The following is a 15,831-nucleotide window of genomic DNA, read 5'->3' as shown; positions in this document are numbered from 1 at the left end:
CCGTCAATCGAGGGTTTTCAGCACCTTGGCCAGCTTGCCGAACAACTCGTCGATGTGCTTCTTCTCCAGCACCAGCGGTGGCGACAAGGCGATGATGTCGCCCGTGGTGCGTATCAGCAGGCCGTCCGCGAACGCCTTCTTGAACGCGTCGAAGGCGCGCGCGCCGGGTTTGCCGGCGATCGGTTCCAGCTCAATGCCGGCGATCAGGCCGATGGTGCGGATGTCGATCACGTGCGGCAGGCCGCGCAGCGAGTGCACCGCGTCCTCCCAGTACTGCTGCAGGCTGGCCGCGTGCTCGACGATCTGCTGTTCGCGGAACACTTCCAGCGTGGCCAGCGAGGCGGCGCAAGCCAGCGGGTGGCCTGAGTAGGTGTAGCCGTGGAACAGTTCGATGCCGGCCGGCGCCTGCATGAACGCTTCGTACAGGAAGGGCTTGGTGAACACGGCACCCATCGGCACCACCCCGTTGGTCAGGCCCTTGGCCGTCGTCATCAGGTCCGGCTCGACGTCAAAATAGTCGGCCGCGAACGGCGTCGTCAGGCGGCCGAAGCCCGTGATCACTTCGTCGAAGATCAGCAGGATACCGTGCTTGGTGCACAGCTCGCGCAGGCGCTTCAAATAACCCTTGGGCGGAATCAGCACGCCAGTGGAACCGGCCACCGGCTCCACGATCACGGCAGCGATGGTGGACGCGTCGTGCAGGGCGACGATGCGTTCCAGCTCGTCGGCCAGGTGGGCGCCGTATTCGGGCTCGCCGCGCGTGAACGCGTTCTTCTCCAGGTTGTGGGTGTGCGGCAGGTGGTCCACGTAGGGCAGCATGGCGCCGTAGGGCTTGCGGTTGCCGGCGATGCCGCCCACCGAGATGCCGCCGAAGCCCACGCCGTGGTAGCCGCGCTCGCGGCCGATCAGGCGGGTGCGGGTGCCCTCGCCGCGCGCGCGGTGATAGGCCAGCGCGATCTTGAGCGCCGTGTCCACGGCCTCGGAGCCGGAGTTGGTGTAGAACACGTGGCCGAAGCGGTGGTTGGTGTACTCCATCAGCTGTTCGGCCAGATCGAAGGCGGCCGGGTGGCCCATCTGGAAGGTGGGCGCGAAATCGAGCTGGCCTATCATTTCGCGCACGGCCGCCACGATCTTGGGCTGGGCGTGGCCGCAGGGCACGCACCACAGGCCGGCCGTGCCGTCCAGGATGGTGTTGCCGTCCACGTCCTTGTAGTACATGCCTTCGGCCGAGACCAGCAGGCGCGGATGGATCTTGAAATCGCGGTTGTTCGTGAACGGCATCCAGAAGGACGCCATCGATGCCGGACGGGTTTCATTCATGTCTGTCTCCAGTTCCTCGGGACGGCGCCGCAGCGCGGGCGCATCGTAAAAATAATTTACCAGTTGGCAAAATGATGATGCAATAATAGACAGCACAACAACTATGGCACAGATACACAAATATCAAAACTCGCCAACCGTACAGGCGGCAAAAACACTACAGTTTTGTTCAGCGCAACATGAAGGAGAGCACGGATGGAGGACGCGCACACTGCGCCCGATCGGCACCCGGACACGCCGCCCGACGGCGGCTGGCCCGTGGTGTCCATCGCGCGCGGCGGCAAAGGCAGCCTGGTGGACCAGATCGTGGCCGCCATCAGCGCCCTGGTGGGCCGGCGCGAGTTGCGCGTGGGCACCAAGATGCCGTCCGTGCGCCAATTCGCCAAGTGTAATGGTGTCAGCACCTTCACTGTGGTGGAGGCCTACGACCGGCTCGTCACGCTGGGTCTGCTGTCCTCGCGGCGCGGTTCCGGCTACTTCCTGGCCCGCCAGGACGTGCCGGCCGCCCTGCTGCCGGCCCCGTTCCACCCCACCCCGGCCGCCATCGACGCGCTCACGCCGGAACTGTATTCGGGCATGTCGGACGCGTTGCCCGTGGGCGCCGGCTGGCTGCCGCCCGAGTGGTATGGCGAGGACACCATCCTCGACGCCGTGCGCCACGCCATGCGCATCCCGGCCAACCGGCTGCGCGGCTACGGCCATCCGCTGGGCTTTCCCACGCTGCGCCAGCACATGGCCGCCACGCTGAGCGAGGAGCTGTATGCGATCGAGCCGGAGCAGATCCTGCTCACCCACGGCGCCACCCACGCGTTCGACCTGATCCTGCGCACGCTCACCAAGCCGGGCGACACGGTGCTGGTGGAGGACCCCGGCTACAGCAACCTGCTGTCGCTGATCCGCCACCACGGCTGCGTGGCGGTGGGCATCACGCGCAGCGAACAGGGGCTGGACATGGACCAGCTGGCGGCCCAGGCCAAGGCCACCCAGCCCAAGCTCATGTTCGTCAACACGGCGCTGCAAAACCCGCTCGGCACCTCGCTCATCGCGGCCCAGGCCCACCGCCTGCTGGCCCTGGCCGAACAGTTCGACTTCTGGCTGGTAGAGGACGACATCTACCGCGAACTGGCGCCGCGCGGCGAGGCGTCGCTGGCGGCCATGGATGGCTTGCGGCGCGTGATCCGGATCGGCAGCTTTTCCAAGACGCTGTCGCCGGTGCTGCGCGTCGGCTCCATCTGCGCCTCGTCCTCGCTGCTGCCCGAGCTGCTGCGGGTGAAGATGCTGGCCGGCCTCACCACCTCCGAGATCAACGAACGGGCCGTGTACCACGCCATCACGGCGCGGCCCTACAAGCGCATGGTGGAACGGCTGGTCGCCCAGCTCGACGCAGGACGCGAACGCACCATCGCCCTGCTGCGCGAAGCGGGCATGGTGCCGCTGGCGCGCCCGCGCGGCGGCATGTTCGTCAGCGCCGGCTGGCCGGACGCGCCCACCCCGGAATTCAACGGCAAGGTGGTGGCCGAACTGGCGCTGAAAGCCGGCATCCTGCTGTCGCCCAACGACTTCTTCCTGCTGCACCCGGCCGACACGGTCTGGTTCCGCTTCAACGCGGCCTACGCCGACCATCCGCAACTGCTGCAATTCCTGCGTTCGATACGCCCTCGCTGAAAGACGACTCCATGCCGACCGCCAAATCCCCTGCCGCCCCCCTGCCGAAGAACAGCCGGCGCGCCCTCAACCGCGACCGCCTGGAAGCGGACATCGCCGCCGAAGCCGTGCGCGTGTTCGCCGAATGCGGCTACGAAGGCACCTCGATCGCCACCGTGGCCGAGAACGCGGGCCTGTCCAAGCAAAACCTGATGTACTACTTCCCGTCCAAGCAGGCGCTGTACCAGCGCGTGCTCGACAACGTGCTCGACGAATGGCTGGAGCGGATGGAGAACCTGGCCGATCCCAGCCAGGAACCGCAGGACGTGCTGCGCGCCTACGTGCAGGCCAAGCTGCGCTTCTCGCGCGAGCAGCCTTGGGCCTCGCGCGTGTACGCGATGGAGGTGATCGGCGGCGCGCCCCTGTACGGCGCCCAGATCCAGAACCGCGTGGTGCCGCTGCTGCGCAAGGACATCGACGTGTTCGAGCACTGGATCGCGGCCGGCAAGATCGCGCCCATCAACGCCACCCACCTGCTATTCGCCATCTGGGCCATGACCCAGTCCTATGCCGACTTCTCGACCCAGATGGCGCTCGTGCTGGGCCGCAAACAGCTGACCCGCAAGGACTTCGACGATGGGGAAAAGCTGATCGTCGACATGGTGCTGGCCGCCATCCGCGTGCAGCCGCCGGCGCCGCTGTCCGCCGCCGACTAAACAAACTTTTCATCCTGCTGACCACCATGCCCGTGTTCGAACCATTCACCCTGCAAACGCCGCGCCTGACACTGCGCTTCCTGGAACCCTACGACGCCGACGCCCTGTTCGCCATCTACGCCGACCCGCAAGCAATGCGCTACTGGAGCTGCGCGCCGTGGCGCGAACTGGGCCAGGCCGCCAGCCATATCGCCACGTCGCGCCAGCACTACGACAGCGGCGAATCGCTGCGCCTGGCCATCACGCTGGCCGCCACCGGGGAGCTGATCGGCACCGCCACGCTGTATGCGTTCCACCGCGCCAACCGCCGCTGCGAGATCGGCTACATGCTGTCGCGCTCCCACTGGGGCCAGCGCTACATGCCCGAAGCGCTGGCCGCGCTGATCGACCATGGCTTCGGCGCGCTCGACCTGCACCGCATCGAAGCGGACCTGCATCCGGCCAACGACGCATCGGCCACCATCCTGGAACGGCTGCACTTCCGCCAGGAAGGACGGCTGCGCGAACGCTGGTTCGTGGACGGTGAACTGTCCGACAGCGTGATCTACGGCCTGCTGCGCAGCGACTGGCGGGCGGCACGAGGCAACGACAACGGCGGCAAGCCCGGTCCGGCCCCGGTGGTCTGATTCTTTGCCAGCGCCACGGCCGCCATTCATCGCGCGTTGCCGCAGGTCAGGCCCCGCTATGCGCAATTGGTCGGATGGCGCTGTCGCCGCCGGCCCGGCTACGCTACATTGACGTCATCGGCCATCTTTCACAAGGAGTTGCCAGATGAGTAAAATCACCCGCCAGGGCGTGCTGGACGTCCTCAACGAAGTGGGCACCGCCTTCCTGCACACGGCCCGCTACGGCGCGCGCACGCTGCAGCGCATGTCGTGGCCGGCGTTGCTGCTGGTCTGCGTGCTGATGGCCATGATCCTGACCCTGCTGCCGCTGGCGCTGCTGCTGTTCACGGCCTTCCTGCTGCTCAAGCTGGCCGTGGGCGCCTGCATCCTCGAACGCCACCACAAGGCCCGGCCGCCGGAGCACCATTCGTGACATCGGCCAAGCGCACCCCGGGCCGCGTGGTCGGCTTCGTGCGGGAGCTGGGCGATACGGCCAGCGCCCTGTGGTGGCGCTTTTTCGACTGGCTGGCCCAGGTGGCATGGCGCAAGCTGATCATCATCTGGGTGCTGGTGCTGCTGCTGGATCTGACGCCGTTCGGCCAGCCCGAACAGGCGCTGGCCTTCGTGCTGGCCTCGTTCGGGCTCAAGGTGCTGGCCGGCGGCAAGCGCAAGGCCGAACTGGAAGCGCGCCAGGCCGCGGCCCACGCCGGCGAGGAAACGCTGGAACGGCGGCTGGTGGAAGCCCGGCTGGCGGCCCTGCAAGCCCAGGTTGAGCCGCACTTCCTGTTCAATACCCTTGCCCTGATCGGCCAGCTGATCGAGACCGACCCGCCCGAGGCGGCCCGCATCCATGCCCACCTGATCGACTACCTGCGCGCCACTCTGCCCCAGATGCGCTCCCGGGGCAACGGCACGCTGGGCCGCCAGCTTGACATGGCGCGCGCCTACCTGGCCATCATGCAGGCGCGCATGAAGGCGCGGCTGGCCGTGTCGATCGACGTGCCGGCCGAATTCCACAGCGCCAGCTTCCCGCCCATGATGCTGCAGATCCTGATCGAGAACGCCATCAAGCACGGGCTGGAACCGAAGATAGAGGGCGGCCGCATCGACATCCGCGCCAGCGTCACGGGCAGCCAGTTGCAGGTGGACGTGATCGACGACGGCGTGGGCTTTTCCACCCACGCCGGCGACGGCATGGGCCTGGCCAACGTGCGCGAACGGCTGCAACTGCTATACGGCGCGCGCGCCGAACTGGTGATCGAAGCGCCGCTGACGGGCGGCGCGCGCGCCACGATACGGCTGCCGTACGCGCCCGACATCTTCGCCAAGGGAGCCGCATGAATCCGCAACTGCGCGCCACGGCGCTGATCGCCGACGACGAGGACGCCATGCGCGACCAGTTGCGCACCCGCCTGCGCGACGTGTGGCCGGCGCTGGAGATCGTGGCCGAGGCGGCCAACGGCATCGAAGCGGTGGCGCTGGCCGGCCAGCACCAGCCCGACATCGTGTTCCTCGACATCCGCATGCCCGGCCTGTCCGGCATCGAGGCGGCCCGCATGCTGTTCAACCGCTGCCACCTGGTGTTCGTGACCGCCTATGACCAGTACGCGATCGAAGCGTTCGAACAGGGCGCGCTCGACTACGTGCTCAAGCCGGCCGGCGGCGAGCGCCTGAAGACGACCTGCGACCGCTTGCAAACGCGGCTGGGCAAACAGCCGGCCAACATCGAACAGCAATTGACGGCCCTGCTGCGCAGCCAGCACGGCGGCAAGGCGGCGGCCAAGCCCGACTACCTGCGCTGGATACAGGCCGTGGTGGGCAGCAGCCTGCGCATGATCAGCACGCGCGAAGTGCTGTTCTTCCGGGCCGACGAAAAATACACGCGGGTGCAAACGCTGCAGTCCGAAGTCCTGATCCGCAAGACGCTGAAGGAACTGGCCGATGAGCTCGACCCCGACGAATTCTGGCGCATCCACCGCTCCACGCTGGTGCGGGTGGACGCCATCGAGGAAGTCACACGCGACTTGCGCGGACGCCAGATGGTGCGCGTGCGCAACTTTCCCGAGCTGCTGGAAGTGAGCCGGGGCCACGCCCACCTGTTCCAGCAGATGTGACGGCGCGCCGGTTGTGGCGGCGTCCCCACTGGTCTATATTGGAGCCAGCCACCGGATTTGCCACCCAATGACCGTCCTTCTGAGCGACATCAATACGGCCCCCGCGCGGGCCGGCCACGGCGAACCCCCTGGGCCTCGGCACGATCGAAGCAGTTCCACACCAGATTGGGAGAGAACCATGTCCACGATACCGAAAGCCACCAAGGCCACCATCATCCCCTGCATGCGCTACCGCGACGCGCCCGCCGCCATCGAATGGCTGTGCGACACCTTCGGCTTTGAAAAACAACTGGTGGTGCCCCACGAGGACGGCACCATCGCCCATGCCCAGCTTTCATACGGCAATGGCATGATCATGCTCGCCTCCGTGTTCGACACGGAATACGGCCGCCTGATCCGGCAGCCGGGCGAGAAGGACAAGGCCGTCACCCAGTCCGCCTACCTGGTGGTCAACGACGCCGACCTCGTGTACGGCCGCGCGCTCGAAGCGGGCGCCCACATCGTGCTCGACATCAAGGATGAGGACTACGGCGGACGCGGCTTCACCTGCCGCGACCCGGAAGGCCACCTGTGGAGTATCGGCACCTATGATCCCTGGCAGGGTTGAAGGGCGCGCCGGTTCGAGGGTGCGCCGGCTGCCCAGTCTCAGGCGAGCGCCGCGACCAGCGCCGCGTCGGCCACCTGCGTGGGGCGGATGCGGATCACGCCACGGTACAGCGGCGGCAAGCCCGCGCACAGCGCGGCCAGCGCGTCCGGGTCCATGCGCGGGCGCACGTACTGGAACTGCGCCGGATTCCGCAACGGCAACGGGCCTTCCATGGTCGAGCCATACGCGCCCAGGTCCATGAAACTGCGCGCGCTGTCGTCCGGCCCCTGGGCGAACACGAAGGTGCCGTCCTTGGGGTGGCCCAGGTACTGGCGCACTTCCTCGCGCTGGGCGGGACATGCCTCGACCATCAGCTGGTAGCGCAGCCGCGCGTAGGCGCGTGTGGTCTCCATGAACGCGGTGCGGATGCCGGAGCGATCACGTCCACCGGGCAGGCATAGCAGCAGGTTGCCGAACGAATCGAGCAGTGCGACGGCGTCACCGGCGCCACCACGCTCGCGGTCCTCGGCCATGGCGCGCAGCAGGTAGGGCGCCAGGTCCGCGTCCGGCTGCTGCGGGGTGCAACGGTAATGCAGCGCGTCGGGATAAACGGCCCTGAGCGCGCGCACGATGGCGTGGTCGGGCGCCAGCGTGGCCGGGCACTTGAGCTGCGATTGTGGCAAGTCGGTATTGAACAGCGCGGTCACCTCCTCCTGCGTGGCCTCGAACACGAGCGAACACAAGGCCTGGGTCGGCTCCGCGATGGTCTTGCCGATAAAGAAGGACTTGGGCGCGGCGCCCGCAGCGGGCCGTGCATACTGCGACGAGCCCAATACGGCCGGATAGCTGAACGCGGCCCCGGCCTGTTCGCGCAACGGCGCCGGCAGCGACGGGAAGGAAGCGCTGGCATCGAAGTTGACACCCGCCTGATGATCGGGTGCGGCCGCCACCACATTGAAGCCGGCGGCCAAGATCGCTCCGCTACACATGCAGCACGGGTCAAGCGAGGTGACGATGGTGATGTCCTGCGGCGCCGGCAAGTCCCGGCCCTTGGCCAGTTCGGAGAAATACCAGTCGATCAACTGGCGCTCGCCATGGGCCGTGGGATCGAACACCAAGCCGTGGCGGACCACATTGTTATGCAGCGACATCAGCACGGCGCCATGCTGGTCGAGCATCACCCCGCCCACGCCGAAGGTGCCCTGGGTCTTGGCCGCGATAGCCTCGGCCGCCGCGATGGCGACGGCGGCCTGCACGTCGATGGTCTTCTTGAGCGCCAAGGTGCTTACTTCTTTTTCAGGTCGGCGCCGCCGAAGGCGTTGGGCAGCTGGGCCGCCGCCGTGGTCTCGAACACGTCGCCCTTCAGGTTGCTCAGCACCACGGGCAGCTCGTTGCCGCCCAGTTCCAGGATCACCTGGCGGCACGCGCCGCACGGGGCGATGGGACCGTCCGTCTCGCCGATCACGGCCAGCTTGTCGAAGTCGCCCGGCTGGTAGCCATGCGCGAAGGCGCTGAAGAAGGCCGTACGCTCGGCGCAGTTGCACAAGCCGTAGGACGCGTTCTCCACGTTACAGCCGTGGAACACGCGGCCGTCATTGCACAGCAGCGCGGCGCCGACCTTGAAGTTGGAGTACGGCGTGTAGGCCTTGAGGCGCGCGGCGGCGGCCTCCGCGATCAGTTGTTCGTTGTTCATCTGTGTTCTCTATATTAGGGCCGGATCGCGCGGTAGATCACGGGGTTGGCGGCTGGCGCGGCATCGGCGATATGATACGCGGCCTGGATTTCGCGCACCGCTTGCTGGGCCGCCGCTTCTGTGCGCGCGTGCACCAGCGCCAGCGGCTGGCCCGCCTCGATGCGCTCGCCCAAACCAGCGAGCTCCGTCAGGCCGACGGCGAAGTCGATACCATCGCTCGGACGGCGACGGCCGCCACCGAGGCTGACCACGGCCAGGCCGATGCCACGGCAGTCGGTGCTGACCGCATAGCCGGCCTTGGGCGCGGGCACGGGCACCACGATGGGCGCGCGTTCCAGGTGACGGTCCGGGTTTTCCAGCAGATCGGCCGGGCCGCCCAGCGCCACCACCATGCGCGCAAAGCGGGAAGCCGCTTCGCCGCTGTCAAGCGCCGCTTGCAACTTGGCGCGCGCCGCCGTTTCGTCGGCGGCCAGGCCGCCCAGCACCAGCATTTCCGCGCACAGCGCCATCGTCACTTCATGCAGGCGCGCGGGACGCGAACGGCCCGTCAGGTAATCCATCGCGCCGCGCACTTCGAGCGCGTTGCCGGCATACGGCGCCAGCGATTCGTTCATGTCCGTCAGAATGGCCGAGGTACGCATGCCGGCGCCATTGCCGACCGCGACGATGCTCTGCGCCAGTTCCAGCGATTTCTCGTAGGTCGGCATGAAGGCGCCGCTGCCCACTTTGACGTCCATCACCAGCGCATCCAGCCCGGCCGACAGCTTCTTCGACAGGATGGAGCCGGTGATCATGGCCACCGATTCCACCGTGGCCGTCACGTCGCGGATCGAATAGAAACGCTTGTCGGATGGCGCCAGCGACGAGGTCTGGCCGATGATGGCCACGCCCACCTCGCGCACCACCTGGCGGAAGCGCGCGTTGTCGGGAACCGTGCAGTAGCCGGGGATGGCGTCGAACTTGTCGAGCGTGCCGCCCGTGTGGCCCAGGCCACGGCCCGAAATCATGGGCACGTAGCCGCCGCAGGCCGCGATCATGGGGCCCAGCAGCAACGACACCACGTCGCCCACGCCGCCGGTGGAATGCTTGTCCAGCACGGGGCCGGGCAGGTTCAGCGAACGCCATTCCAGCACTTCGCCCGAATCGCGCATGGCCAGCGTGAAGGCCACGCGCTCGTCCATGTTCATGTCATTGAAGAACACGGCCATGGCCAGCGCGGCGATCTGCCCTTCGCTGACGCTGCCGTCCGTGATGCCGCGTACGAAGAACTGGATCTCCTCGGCGCTCAGGGCGCCGCCATCACGCTTCTTGCGGATGATCTCTTGGGTTAAAAACATGCGATGCTCCGCTTGAAAAATCTTTGTGTTGAAAGTGGGGCCTGTGGCCGCTTAAACGCCGTACGGAATCCAGATGTTCTTCACCTGGGATGCGTGCGCCAGCACGGCACGGCCACCGCTTTGCGCGGTGCTGTACCAGTCGCGCCCTTTTGCGCCGCCCACCCAGGTGCGCTTGAGCGTGCCGGCCGACAGGCGCTCCACTTCGGCACAGCCCTCGGCCGATCCGTCGTGGCGCCAGACGGCGTCGATGTCGGCGTGGGTGGCCAGCGTGCGCGCCAGTTCGTCGGCGCTGCCGGTGACGATGTTGACCACGCCGCCCGGCAGGTCGGAGGTGTCGAATACCTGGTACAAATCCGTGGCCGACAGCGGATGCGCTTCCGAGGGCACCACCACCACGCGGTTGCCCAGCGCGATGGCCGGCGCCACCAGCGAGATGAAGCCCAGCAGCGGCGCCTCGTTCGGGCACACGATGCCGATCACGCCCACCGGCTCGTTGAGCGCGACCGTGATGCCGTGCATCGGCGGCTGGTGCGCCTGGCCGTCATACTTGTCGGCCCACGCCGCATAGTAGAACAGGCGTTCGATGGCGGCCTGCACTTCGCGTTCAGGGTTCTTCGCACCCGTCATGGCGGCGATGCGGGCCGCGAATTCCTCGCCGCGCGCGGCCAGGTTTTCAGCGATGTAGTACAGCACCTGGGCGCGGTTGTGCGCCGTGGCCTTGGTCCAGCCGCCGGCCTTGTGGGCTGCTTCCACGGCATTGCGGATGTCCTTGCGGTTGCCCTCGCCCACTTCGGCGATGAATTCGCCGTTGGCGCCGTGGATGGCGCGGCTGTAAGCACCATCCGGGCGCGCCTGCTTGCCGCCGATGTACAGCTTGGCCGTGCGGTCGATGCCGAACGGGCTGTCGTGCGGGGCCGCCGCGTGTGCGTTGGCCTTGGCCTTGGCCTGCGCTTCCACCAGCGGTGCGGGCGGGCGGGCGTCCTCCGACAGCGCCGTCATGTATTCAAACATGCCTTCACGGCCACCCTCGCGGCCGAAGCCGGATTCGCGGTAGCCGCCGAAGCCGCACGCGGCGTCGAACTGGTTGGCGGTGTTGATCCACACCACGCCAGCCTTGATCTGCGGCGCCACGTCCAGCGCCAGGCTGATGTTCTCGGTCCACACGCAGGAAGCCAGGCCGTACACGGTGTTGTTGGCCAGCTGGACCGCCTCGGGCGGGGTGCGGAAGCTCATCGCCACCAGCACCGGGCCGAAGATCTCGGCCTGGGCCACGGCGGCCGTGGTGGACGCGCCCGTGATCAGCGTGGGCGGGAACCACGAACCGTCGGCCGGCAGTTCGCAGGCCGGCTGGTAGATGGTGCAGCCTTCGGCGCGGGCCGATTCCACCAGCCCGGCGATGCGCTGGCGCTGCACCGGGTCCACCAGCGCGCCGATGTCGATCGACTTGTCGAGCGGGGAACCGAGCGTGAGCTTATCCATGCGGGCGCGCAGCTTAGCCAGGAACTTGGCTTCGACCGATTCCTGCACCAGCAGGCGCGAACCGGCGCAGCAGACCTGGCCCTGATTGAACCAGATCGAATCGACCAGGCCTTCCACGGCCGCATCCAGATCGGCATCCTCGAACACGATGAACGGCGATTTACCGCCCAGTTCCAGCGACAGCTTCTTGCCGCTGCCGGCGGTGGCGATGCGGATCGCGCGGCCCACCTCCGTCGATCCAGTGAAGGCGATCTTGTCGATGCCGGTATGCTTGACGATGGCTTCGCCCACGCGGCCATCGCCGGTGACGATGTTGACCACGCCGGCCGGCACGCCAGCCTGCACGCACAGTTCGGCGAACAGCATGGCCGTCAGCGGCGTGAACTCGGCCGGCTTGAAGACGACGGTGTTACCGGCCGCCATGGCAGGTGCGATCTTCCAGGCCAGCATCAGCAGCGGGAAGTTCCACGGTACGATCTGGCCCACCACGCCTACGGCGCGGTAGTCGGCGAATTCCTCGGCCTGCAGCTGGGCCCAGCCGGCGTGGTAGTAGAAGTGGCGCGCGGCCAGCGGCAGGTCGACGTCGCGCGTTTCGCGGATGGTCTTGCCGTTGTCCAGCGTTTCGAGCACGGCGAACAGGCGCGCGTGCTTTTGCAGCAGTCGCGCCAGCGCGTACAGCACGCGCGCGCGGCCATGGCCACCCAGCACCTGCCAGCCCGGCTGGGCGCGACGGGCGGCGGCCACGGCGCGCTCCACGTCCGCTTCCGTAGCCTGGGTCAGGTCGGCCAGCTTGCTGCCATCGGCCGGATTGGCTGAGGCGAACAGCTCGCCCGGCGCGCTCCACGCATTGTCGATGAACAGGCCGAAGGTGCGGCCGCGCTGCTCCAGCCAGGCTTGCGCTTCCTTGGTGCTCTCGGGTGCTGGGCCGTATTCCATGGTATTGAGAATCTCGTTAATAGTTGGCATGACGAATCCGTTGTGATCTTAAGGTTGCGCGTGGCGGTGGGCGGCCGAGTAAGCACCGGTGACGTAGTGCTCGATCTGGCGCTCGATATCCGTCAACAGGCTGGAGGCGCCGATGCGGAACAGGTGCGGCTGCAGCCATTCATTGCCCAGTTCTTCCTTCATCAGCGTCAAATACTGCAACGCGGCCTTGGCCGTGCTCACGCCACCAGCCGGCTTGTAGCCGATCTTGAAACCAGTTTGCTCGTGGTAGTCGCGGATCGCGCGCACCATCGTCAGCGAGACCGGGATGGTGGCGTTGACGGGCTCCTTACCGGTCGAGGTCTTGATGAAATCGGCGCCCGCCATCATGCACACCCACGACGCCTTGGCCACGTTTTCCAGCGTGACCAGTTCGCCCGTGGCCAGGATGGCTTTCACGTGCGCCTCGCCGCAAGCTTGGCGGTAGGCCACCATCTCGTCGTACAGCGCCTGCCAGTTCCCCGTCAGCACGTGCTGCCGGGTGATCACGATGTCGATCTCGGACGCGCCGGCGGCCACCGACAGCTCGATCTCGCGCACCTTGGTTTCCAGGCTGGTCAGACCGGCCGGGAAGCCGGTGGAGACGGCGGCGATCGGCAAACGGCCCTGCAGCACTTGCACGGCCGGCTTGATCATCTCGTGGTAGACGCACACGGCGCCCGTCGTCAGCGGGTAATCCTGCAAGCCCATGGCCTGCACCAGGTCGGCGCGCAGCGGGCGCAGCGCCTTGCGGCACAGGCGCTCCACGCGGCCCGGCGTGTCGTCGCCCGACAGCGTGGTCAGGTCGATCAGGCCGATGGCCTTGACCAGCCACGCGGCCTGGTATTCCTTCTTGACCGTGCGGCGGTTGGCCAGGCTGGCCGCGCGGCGGTCGGCGGCGGCCTTGTTGATGTGGATGTGGTTGATCCAGCCCAGGTCGAGGGGGACCGCTTCGTTGCGCTTGAAGCCGGGGAGAGTGCTCATAACAGGTTGGTTCCGTTCGAAAGAGGTTGCACGCCGAGGTGGTGGGCCACGGTCTGGCCGATGTCGGAGAAGGTGTCGGAGATGCCCAGCGCGCGCGGCTGCACGCCGGGGCCGAAGAAGATCATCGGGATGTGTTCGCGCGTGTGGTCCGAGCCGGTCCAGGTGGGGTCGCAGCCATGATCGGCCGTCACCACCACCAGGTCGCCTTCGCGCAGCTTGGCCATGAATTCGGGCAGGCGCGCATCCATCTCGTGCAACGCGTTCGAGTAGCCGGCCACGTCACGGCGGTGGCCGAAGGCCTGGTCGAAGTCGACGAAGTTGACGAAGGTGAGCGCGCCGTCGCCCGCCTCGTCGGCCACCTTCAGCAGCGCGTCGAACAGGGCCATGTTGTCGGCGCCCTTGACCACGCGCGACACGCCTTGCGCGGCGAAGATGTCGCTGATCTTGCCGAGCGCGATCACCTCGCCGCCGCCGTTCTTTACGTGGTCCAGCAGCGTGGGCGCGGGCGGCGCCACGGCGTAGTCATGGCGGTTGGTGGTGCGCGTGTACTTGCCGTTGGCGCCCACGAACGGGCGCGCGATCACTCGGCCGATGTTGTACGGTTCGACCAGTTTGAAGGCGATCTCGCACAGTTCGTACAAGCGTTCGAGGCCGAACGATTCCTCATGCGCGGCGATCTGTAGCACTGAGTCGGCCGAGGTGTAGATGATCGGTTTGCCGGTGGCCACGTGCTCGTCGCCGTGCTTGTTGATGATCTCCGTGCCGGAGGCGTGGCAGTCGCCCAGGAAGCCGGGCACATTGCCCAGCTCCCGCAGGCGGGCCGTCAACTCGGCCGGGAACGAGGGCACGGTGCGGGGGAAGTAGCCCCAGTCGAATTCCACCGGCACGCCGGCGATCTCCCAGTGGCCGCTCTGGGTGTCCTTGCCCGTCGAGCGCTCGCGGGCGGCGCCGTAGGCGGCCGTGAAGCCGTCGCGTTGACTGAAACCGTCGGCCCACCGGCCGCAGGCCGTGTGGGCGGCGGCGGCCAGGCCCAGTTTTTCCAGCGTCGGCATGTTCATCGGGGTGCCGGCCTTGGCGGCCCAGGCGGCGATGTGGCCGAAGGTGTTGGCGCCCGAATCGTTGTACTTGGCGGCGTCCGGCGTGGCGCCGAGGCCGAAGGAATCCAGCAGGAGGATAAATGCGCGTTTCATGATGTGCTCCGGTGCGGCGAGGTATTCAGTGTAAGCAGTGTAGGCCGATGGCCCAAAAAACAAAGGGGCGGACCACGCCGCAGAAATACAAAGGGGCGGACCAGGCCGCCCCCACAGGGATTTACGCTTGCGGCGTCTTCGCCACGTTGGCCAGGAAGCCCAGTATCAGTTCGATCAACGACTTGGCGCCCACGGCCGCGTATTTGAGCGTCTGCTCGTGCGACAGCGGGAACGGCGACAGGCCCTCGGCCAGGTTGGTGATGACGGACACGCCCACCACCTTCAGGCCGCAATGGCGGGCCGACACCACTTCCGGCACCACGGACATGCCCACCACGTCGGCACCCAGCGTCTTGAAGGCGCGGATCTCGGCCGGGGTTTCGAAGTTCGGGCCGGCGTAGGCGATGTACACGCCTTCGTGGATGGTGATGTTCTTGTCGGCGGCCGTCGCTTGCAGCAGCTTGCGCAGGTCGGCGTCGTAAGCATTGGCCATGCTGAAGAAGCGCGGGCCGAAACGCTCGTCGTTGGGGCCGATCATCGGCGTGCCGGGCATGAAGTTGATATGGTCGGTCAGCGCCACCAGCGAGCCGGCGTCCACTTCCGCGCGCAGCGAACCGGCGGCGTTGGTCACGAACAGCATCTCGCAGCCGAGCAGCTTCATGGTGCGCACGGCCGACGTCATCACGCCCATGCCATAACCTTCGTACACGTGGCCGCGGCCTTTCATGCACACCACGGAGACGCCGGCCAGGGTGCCGATCACCAGTTCGCCGGCGTGGCCGTGCACGGTGCTGATGGGGAAGCCGGGCAGTTCGTCGAAGCTGATGGTCACCGCGTCCGTCATCTGTTCGGCCAGCACGCCGAGGCCGGAACCGAGGATCATCGCGATGCGCGGCTTGAAATCGGCCGGGATGCGGGCGCGGATGATGGCGGCGGCCTGGAATGGGGAATTGTTAGACATGGATATCCTCGTTGTAATCGGTATGGTTCGGAATGGCGATGCTGTGTTGCCCTGCGCGCGCAGCGCAGTCTGGCCGGGCGCCGGGCGCCGCTACAACAACTGCTGGTGATGCGGGTATGCTGTGGATCAAAACTGGTTGAACGACACTATGCCTGATCGTTATATGTATGGCAAATACCATTTTTCTTCACCATTTATACGTGTAATGAATAAATAAGCGCGATAATAGGGCTGCTCAA

15 protein-coding genes are annotated in these 15,831 nt (G+C 66.9%); 7 read left to right on the top strand and 8 right to left on the bottom strand.

The features are described 5' to 3' along the window. Positions 1 to 3: 3 nt before the first annotated feature. A complete protein-coding gene (gene aptA / locus H3H37_RS05285) occupies positions 4 to 1,320 on the bottom strand; it encodes an omega-aminotransferase AptA (protein ID WP_182160590.1) in 1,317 nt (438 codons plus the stop codon). 195 nt (positions 1,321 to 1,515) lie between these two features. Here aptA and H3H37_RS05280 point away from each other — a divergent pair, with 195 nt between their 5' ends. The 7 genes from H3H37_RS05280 (at position 1,516) to H3H37_RS05250 (ending at position 7,006) form a co-directional block, all read left to right on the top strand. Then, on the top strand, positions 1,516 to 2,985 hold the full coding sequence (locus tag H3H37_RS05280; protein WP_182160589.1) for an aminotransferase-like domain-containing protein: 1,470 nt from the start codon (positions 1,516 to 1,518) through the stop codon (positions 2,983 to 2,985). 11 nt (positions 2,986 to 2,996) lie between these two features. Continuing rightward, the gene (locus H3H37_RS05275) at positions 2,997 to 3,680 is read left to right on the top strand and encodes a TetR/AcrR family transcriptional regulator (protein ID WP_182160588.1); all 684 of its coding nucleotides are present in this window, start codon (positions 2,997 to 2,999) and stop codon (positions 3,678 to 3,680) included. 26 nt (positions 3,681 to 3,706) lie between these two features. Next, positions 3,707 to 4,306 carry a GNAT family N-acetyltransferase gene (locus H3H37_RS05270; RefSeq protein WP_182160587.1) on the top strand — a complete coding sequence of 200 codons (600 nt, stop codon included), beginning with the start codon at positions 3,707 to 3,709 and terminating at the stop codon, positions 4,304 to 4,306. A 145-nt stretch (positions 4,307 to 4,451) separates the two neighbouring features. Continuing rightward, complete coding sequence (locus H3H37_RS05265) at positions 4,452 to 4,718, top strand: hypothetical protein (RefSeq protein ID WP_182160586.1); 267 nt, start codon at positions 4,452 to 4,454, stop codon at positions 4,716 to 4,718. Beyond that, on the top strand, positions 4,715 to 5,626 hold the full coding sequence (locus H3H37_RS05260; protein WP_182160585.1) for a sensor histidine kinase: 912 nt from the start codon (positions 4,715 to 4,717) through the stop codon (positions 5,624 to 5,626). Before H3H37_RS05265 ends, H3H37_RS05260 begins: the two co-directional genes overlap by 4 nt. Then, the gene (locus H3H37_RS05255; RefSeq protein WP_182160584.1) at positions 5,623 to 6,399 is read left to right on the top strand and encodes a LytR/AlgR family response regulator transcription factor; all 777 of its coding nucleotides are present in this window, start codon (positions 5,623 to 5,625) and stop codon (positions 6,397 to 6,399) included. Before H3H37_RS05260 ends, H3H37_RS05255 begins: the two co-directional genes overlap by 4 nt. A gap of 178 nt (positions 6,400 to 6,577) precedes the next feature. Next, on the top strand, positions 6,578 to 7,006 hold the full coding sequence (locus H3H37_RS05250) for a VOC family protein (RefSeq protein WP_182160583.1): 429 nt from the start codon (positions 6,578 to 6,580) through the stop codon (positions 7,004 to 7,006). A 38-nt stretch (positions 7,007 to 7,044) separates the two neighbouring features. Here H3H37_RS05250 and H3H37_RS05245 read toward each other — a convergent pair whose 3' ends face one another. The 7 genes from H3H37_RS05245 to xapA all read right to left on the bottom strand — a co-directional run bounded on the left by H3H37_RS05245 (position 7,045) and on the right by xapA (position 15,592). Continuing rightward, positions 7,045 to 8,265 (bottom strand): nucleoside deaminase, encoded by a 1,221-nt coding sequence (locus H3H37_RS05245; RefSeq protein ID WP_182160582.1) that lies wholly within the window; start codon positions 8,263 to 8,265, stop codon positions 7,045 to 7,047. A 5-nt stretch (positions 8,266 to 8,270) separates the two neighbouring features. Next, positions 8,271 to 8,678, bottom strand: a complete 408-nt coding sequence (locus tag H3H37_RS05240; RefSeq protein ID WP_182160581.1) for a cytidine deaminase — start codon at positions 8,676 to 8,678, stop codon at positions 8,271 to 8,273. A gap of 14 nt (positions 8,679 to 8,692) precedes the next feature. Continuing rightward, entirely contained in the window at positions 8,693 to 10,015 is a 1,323-nt protein-coding gene (gene deoA, locus H3H37_RS05235) for a thymidine phosphorylase (protein ID WP_182160580.1), read from the bottom strand. Positions 10,016 to 10,066: 51 nt separating this feature from the next. Next, a complete protein-coding gene (locus H3H37_RS05230; protein ID WP_375539982.1) occupies positions 10,067 to 12,460 on the bottom strand; it encodes an aldehyde dehydrogenase family protein in 2,394 nt (797 codons plus the stop codon). Positions 12,461 to 12,478: 18 nt separating this feature from the next. Then, positions 12,479 to 13,441, bottom strand: coding sequence for a deoxyribose-phosphate aldolase (gene deoC / locus H3H37_RS05225; protein WP_182160579.1), 963 nt, complete (start codon positions 13,439 to 13,441; stop codon positions 12,479 to 12,481). Then, positions 13,438 to 14,631 (bottom strand): phosphopentomutase, encoded by a 1,194-nt coding sequence (locus H3H37_RS05220; RefSeq protein ID WP_182160578.1) that lies wholly within the window; start codon positions 14,629 to 14,631, stop codon positions 13,438 to 13,440. The genes deoC and H3H37_RS05220 overlap by 4 nt, the downstream gene beginning before the upstream one ends. Before the next feature lie 121 nt (positions 14,632 to 14,752). After that, positions 14,753 to 15,592, bottom strand: coding sequence for a xanthosine phosphorylase (gene xapA / locus H3H37_RS05215; protein ID WP_182160577.1), 840 nt, complete (start codon positions 15,590 to 15,592; stop codon positions 14,753 to 14,755). Between the last annotated feature and the right edge of the window lie 239 nt (positions 15,593 to 15,831).

This window comes from Rugamonas brunnea, assembly GCF_014042345.1.
Classification (GTDB): Bacteria; Pseudomonadota; Gammaproteobacteria; order Burkholderiales; family Burkholderiaceae_D; genus Rugamonas; species Rugamonas brunnea.
This window is presented reverse-complemented; position numbering and strand designations above follow the sequence as displayed.

Excerpts from the sequence above, each read along its gene's own strand:
- deoC (WP_182160579.1), bottom strand. The coding sequence starts at position 13,441 with ATGAGCACTCTCCCCGGCTTCAAGCGCAACGAAGCGGTCCCCCTCGAC.
- aptA (WP_182160590.1), bottom strand. The coding sequence starts at position 1,320 with ATGAATGAAACCCGTCCGGCATCGATGGCGTCCTTCTGGATGCCGTTC.
- H3H37_RS05250 (WP_182160583.1), top strand. The coding sequence starts at position 6,578 with ATGTCCACGATACCGAAAGCCACCAAGGCCACCATCATCCCCTGCATG.
- xapA (WP_182160577.1), bottom strand. The coding sequence starts at position 15,592 with ATGTCTAACAATTCCCCATTCCAGGCCGCCGCCATCATCCGCGCCCGC.
- H3H37_RS05280 (WP_182160589.1), top strand. The coding sequence starts at position 1,516 with ATGGAGGACGCGCACACTGCGCCCGATCGGCACCCGGACACGCCGCCC.
- H3H37_RS05270 (WP_182160587.1), top strand. The coding sequence starts at position 3,707 with ATGCCCGTGTTCGAACCATTCACCCTGCAAACGCCGCGCCTGACACTG.
- deoA (WP_182160580.1), bottom strand. The coding sequence starts at position 10,015 with ATGTTTTTAACCCAAGAGATCATCCGCAAGAAGCGTGATGGCGGCGCC.
- H3H37_RS05230 (WP_375539982.1), bottom strand. The coding sequence starts at position 12,460 with ATGCCAACTATTAACGAGATTCTCAATACCATGGAATACGGCCCAGCA.
- H3H37_RS05220 (WP_182160578.1), bottom strand. The coding sequence starts at position 14,631 with ATGAAACGCGCATTTATCCTCCTGCTGGATTCCTTCGGCCTCGGCGCC.
- H3H37_RS05255 (WP_182160584.1), top strand. The coding sequence starts at position 5,623 with ATGAATCCGCAACTGCGCGCCACGGCGCTGATCGCCGACGACGAGGAC.
- H3H37_RS05240 (WP_182160581.1), bottom strand. The coding sequence starts at position 8,678 with ATGAACAACGAACAACTGATCGCGGAGGCCGCCGCCGCGCGCCTCAAG.
- H3H37_RS05265 (WP_182160586.1), top strand. The coding sequence starts at position 4,452 with ATGAGTAAAATCACCCGCCAGGGCGTGCTGGACGTCCTCAACGAAGTG.
- H3H37_RS05275 (WP_182160588.1), top strand. The coding sequence starts at position 2,997 with ATGCCGACCGCCAAATCCCCTGCCGCCCCCCTGCCGAAGAACAGCCGG.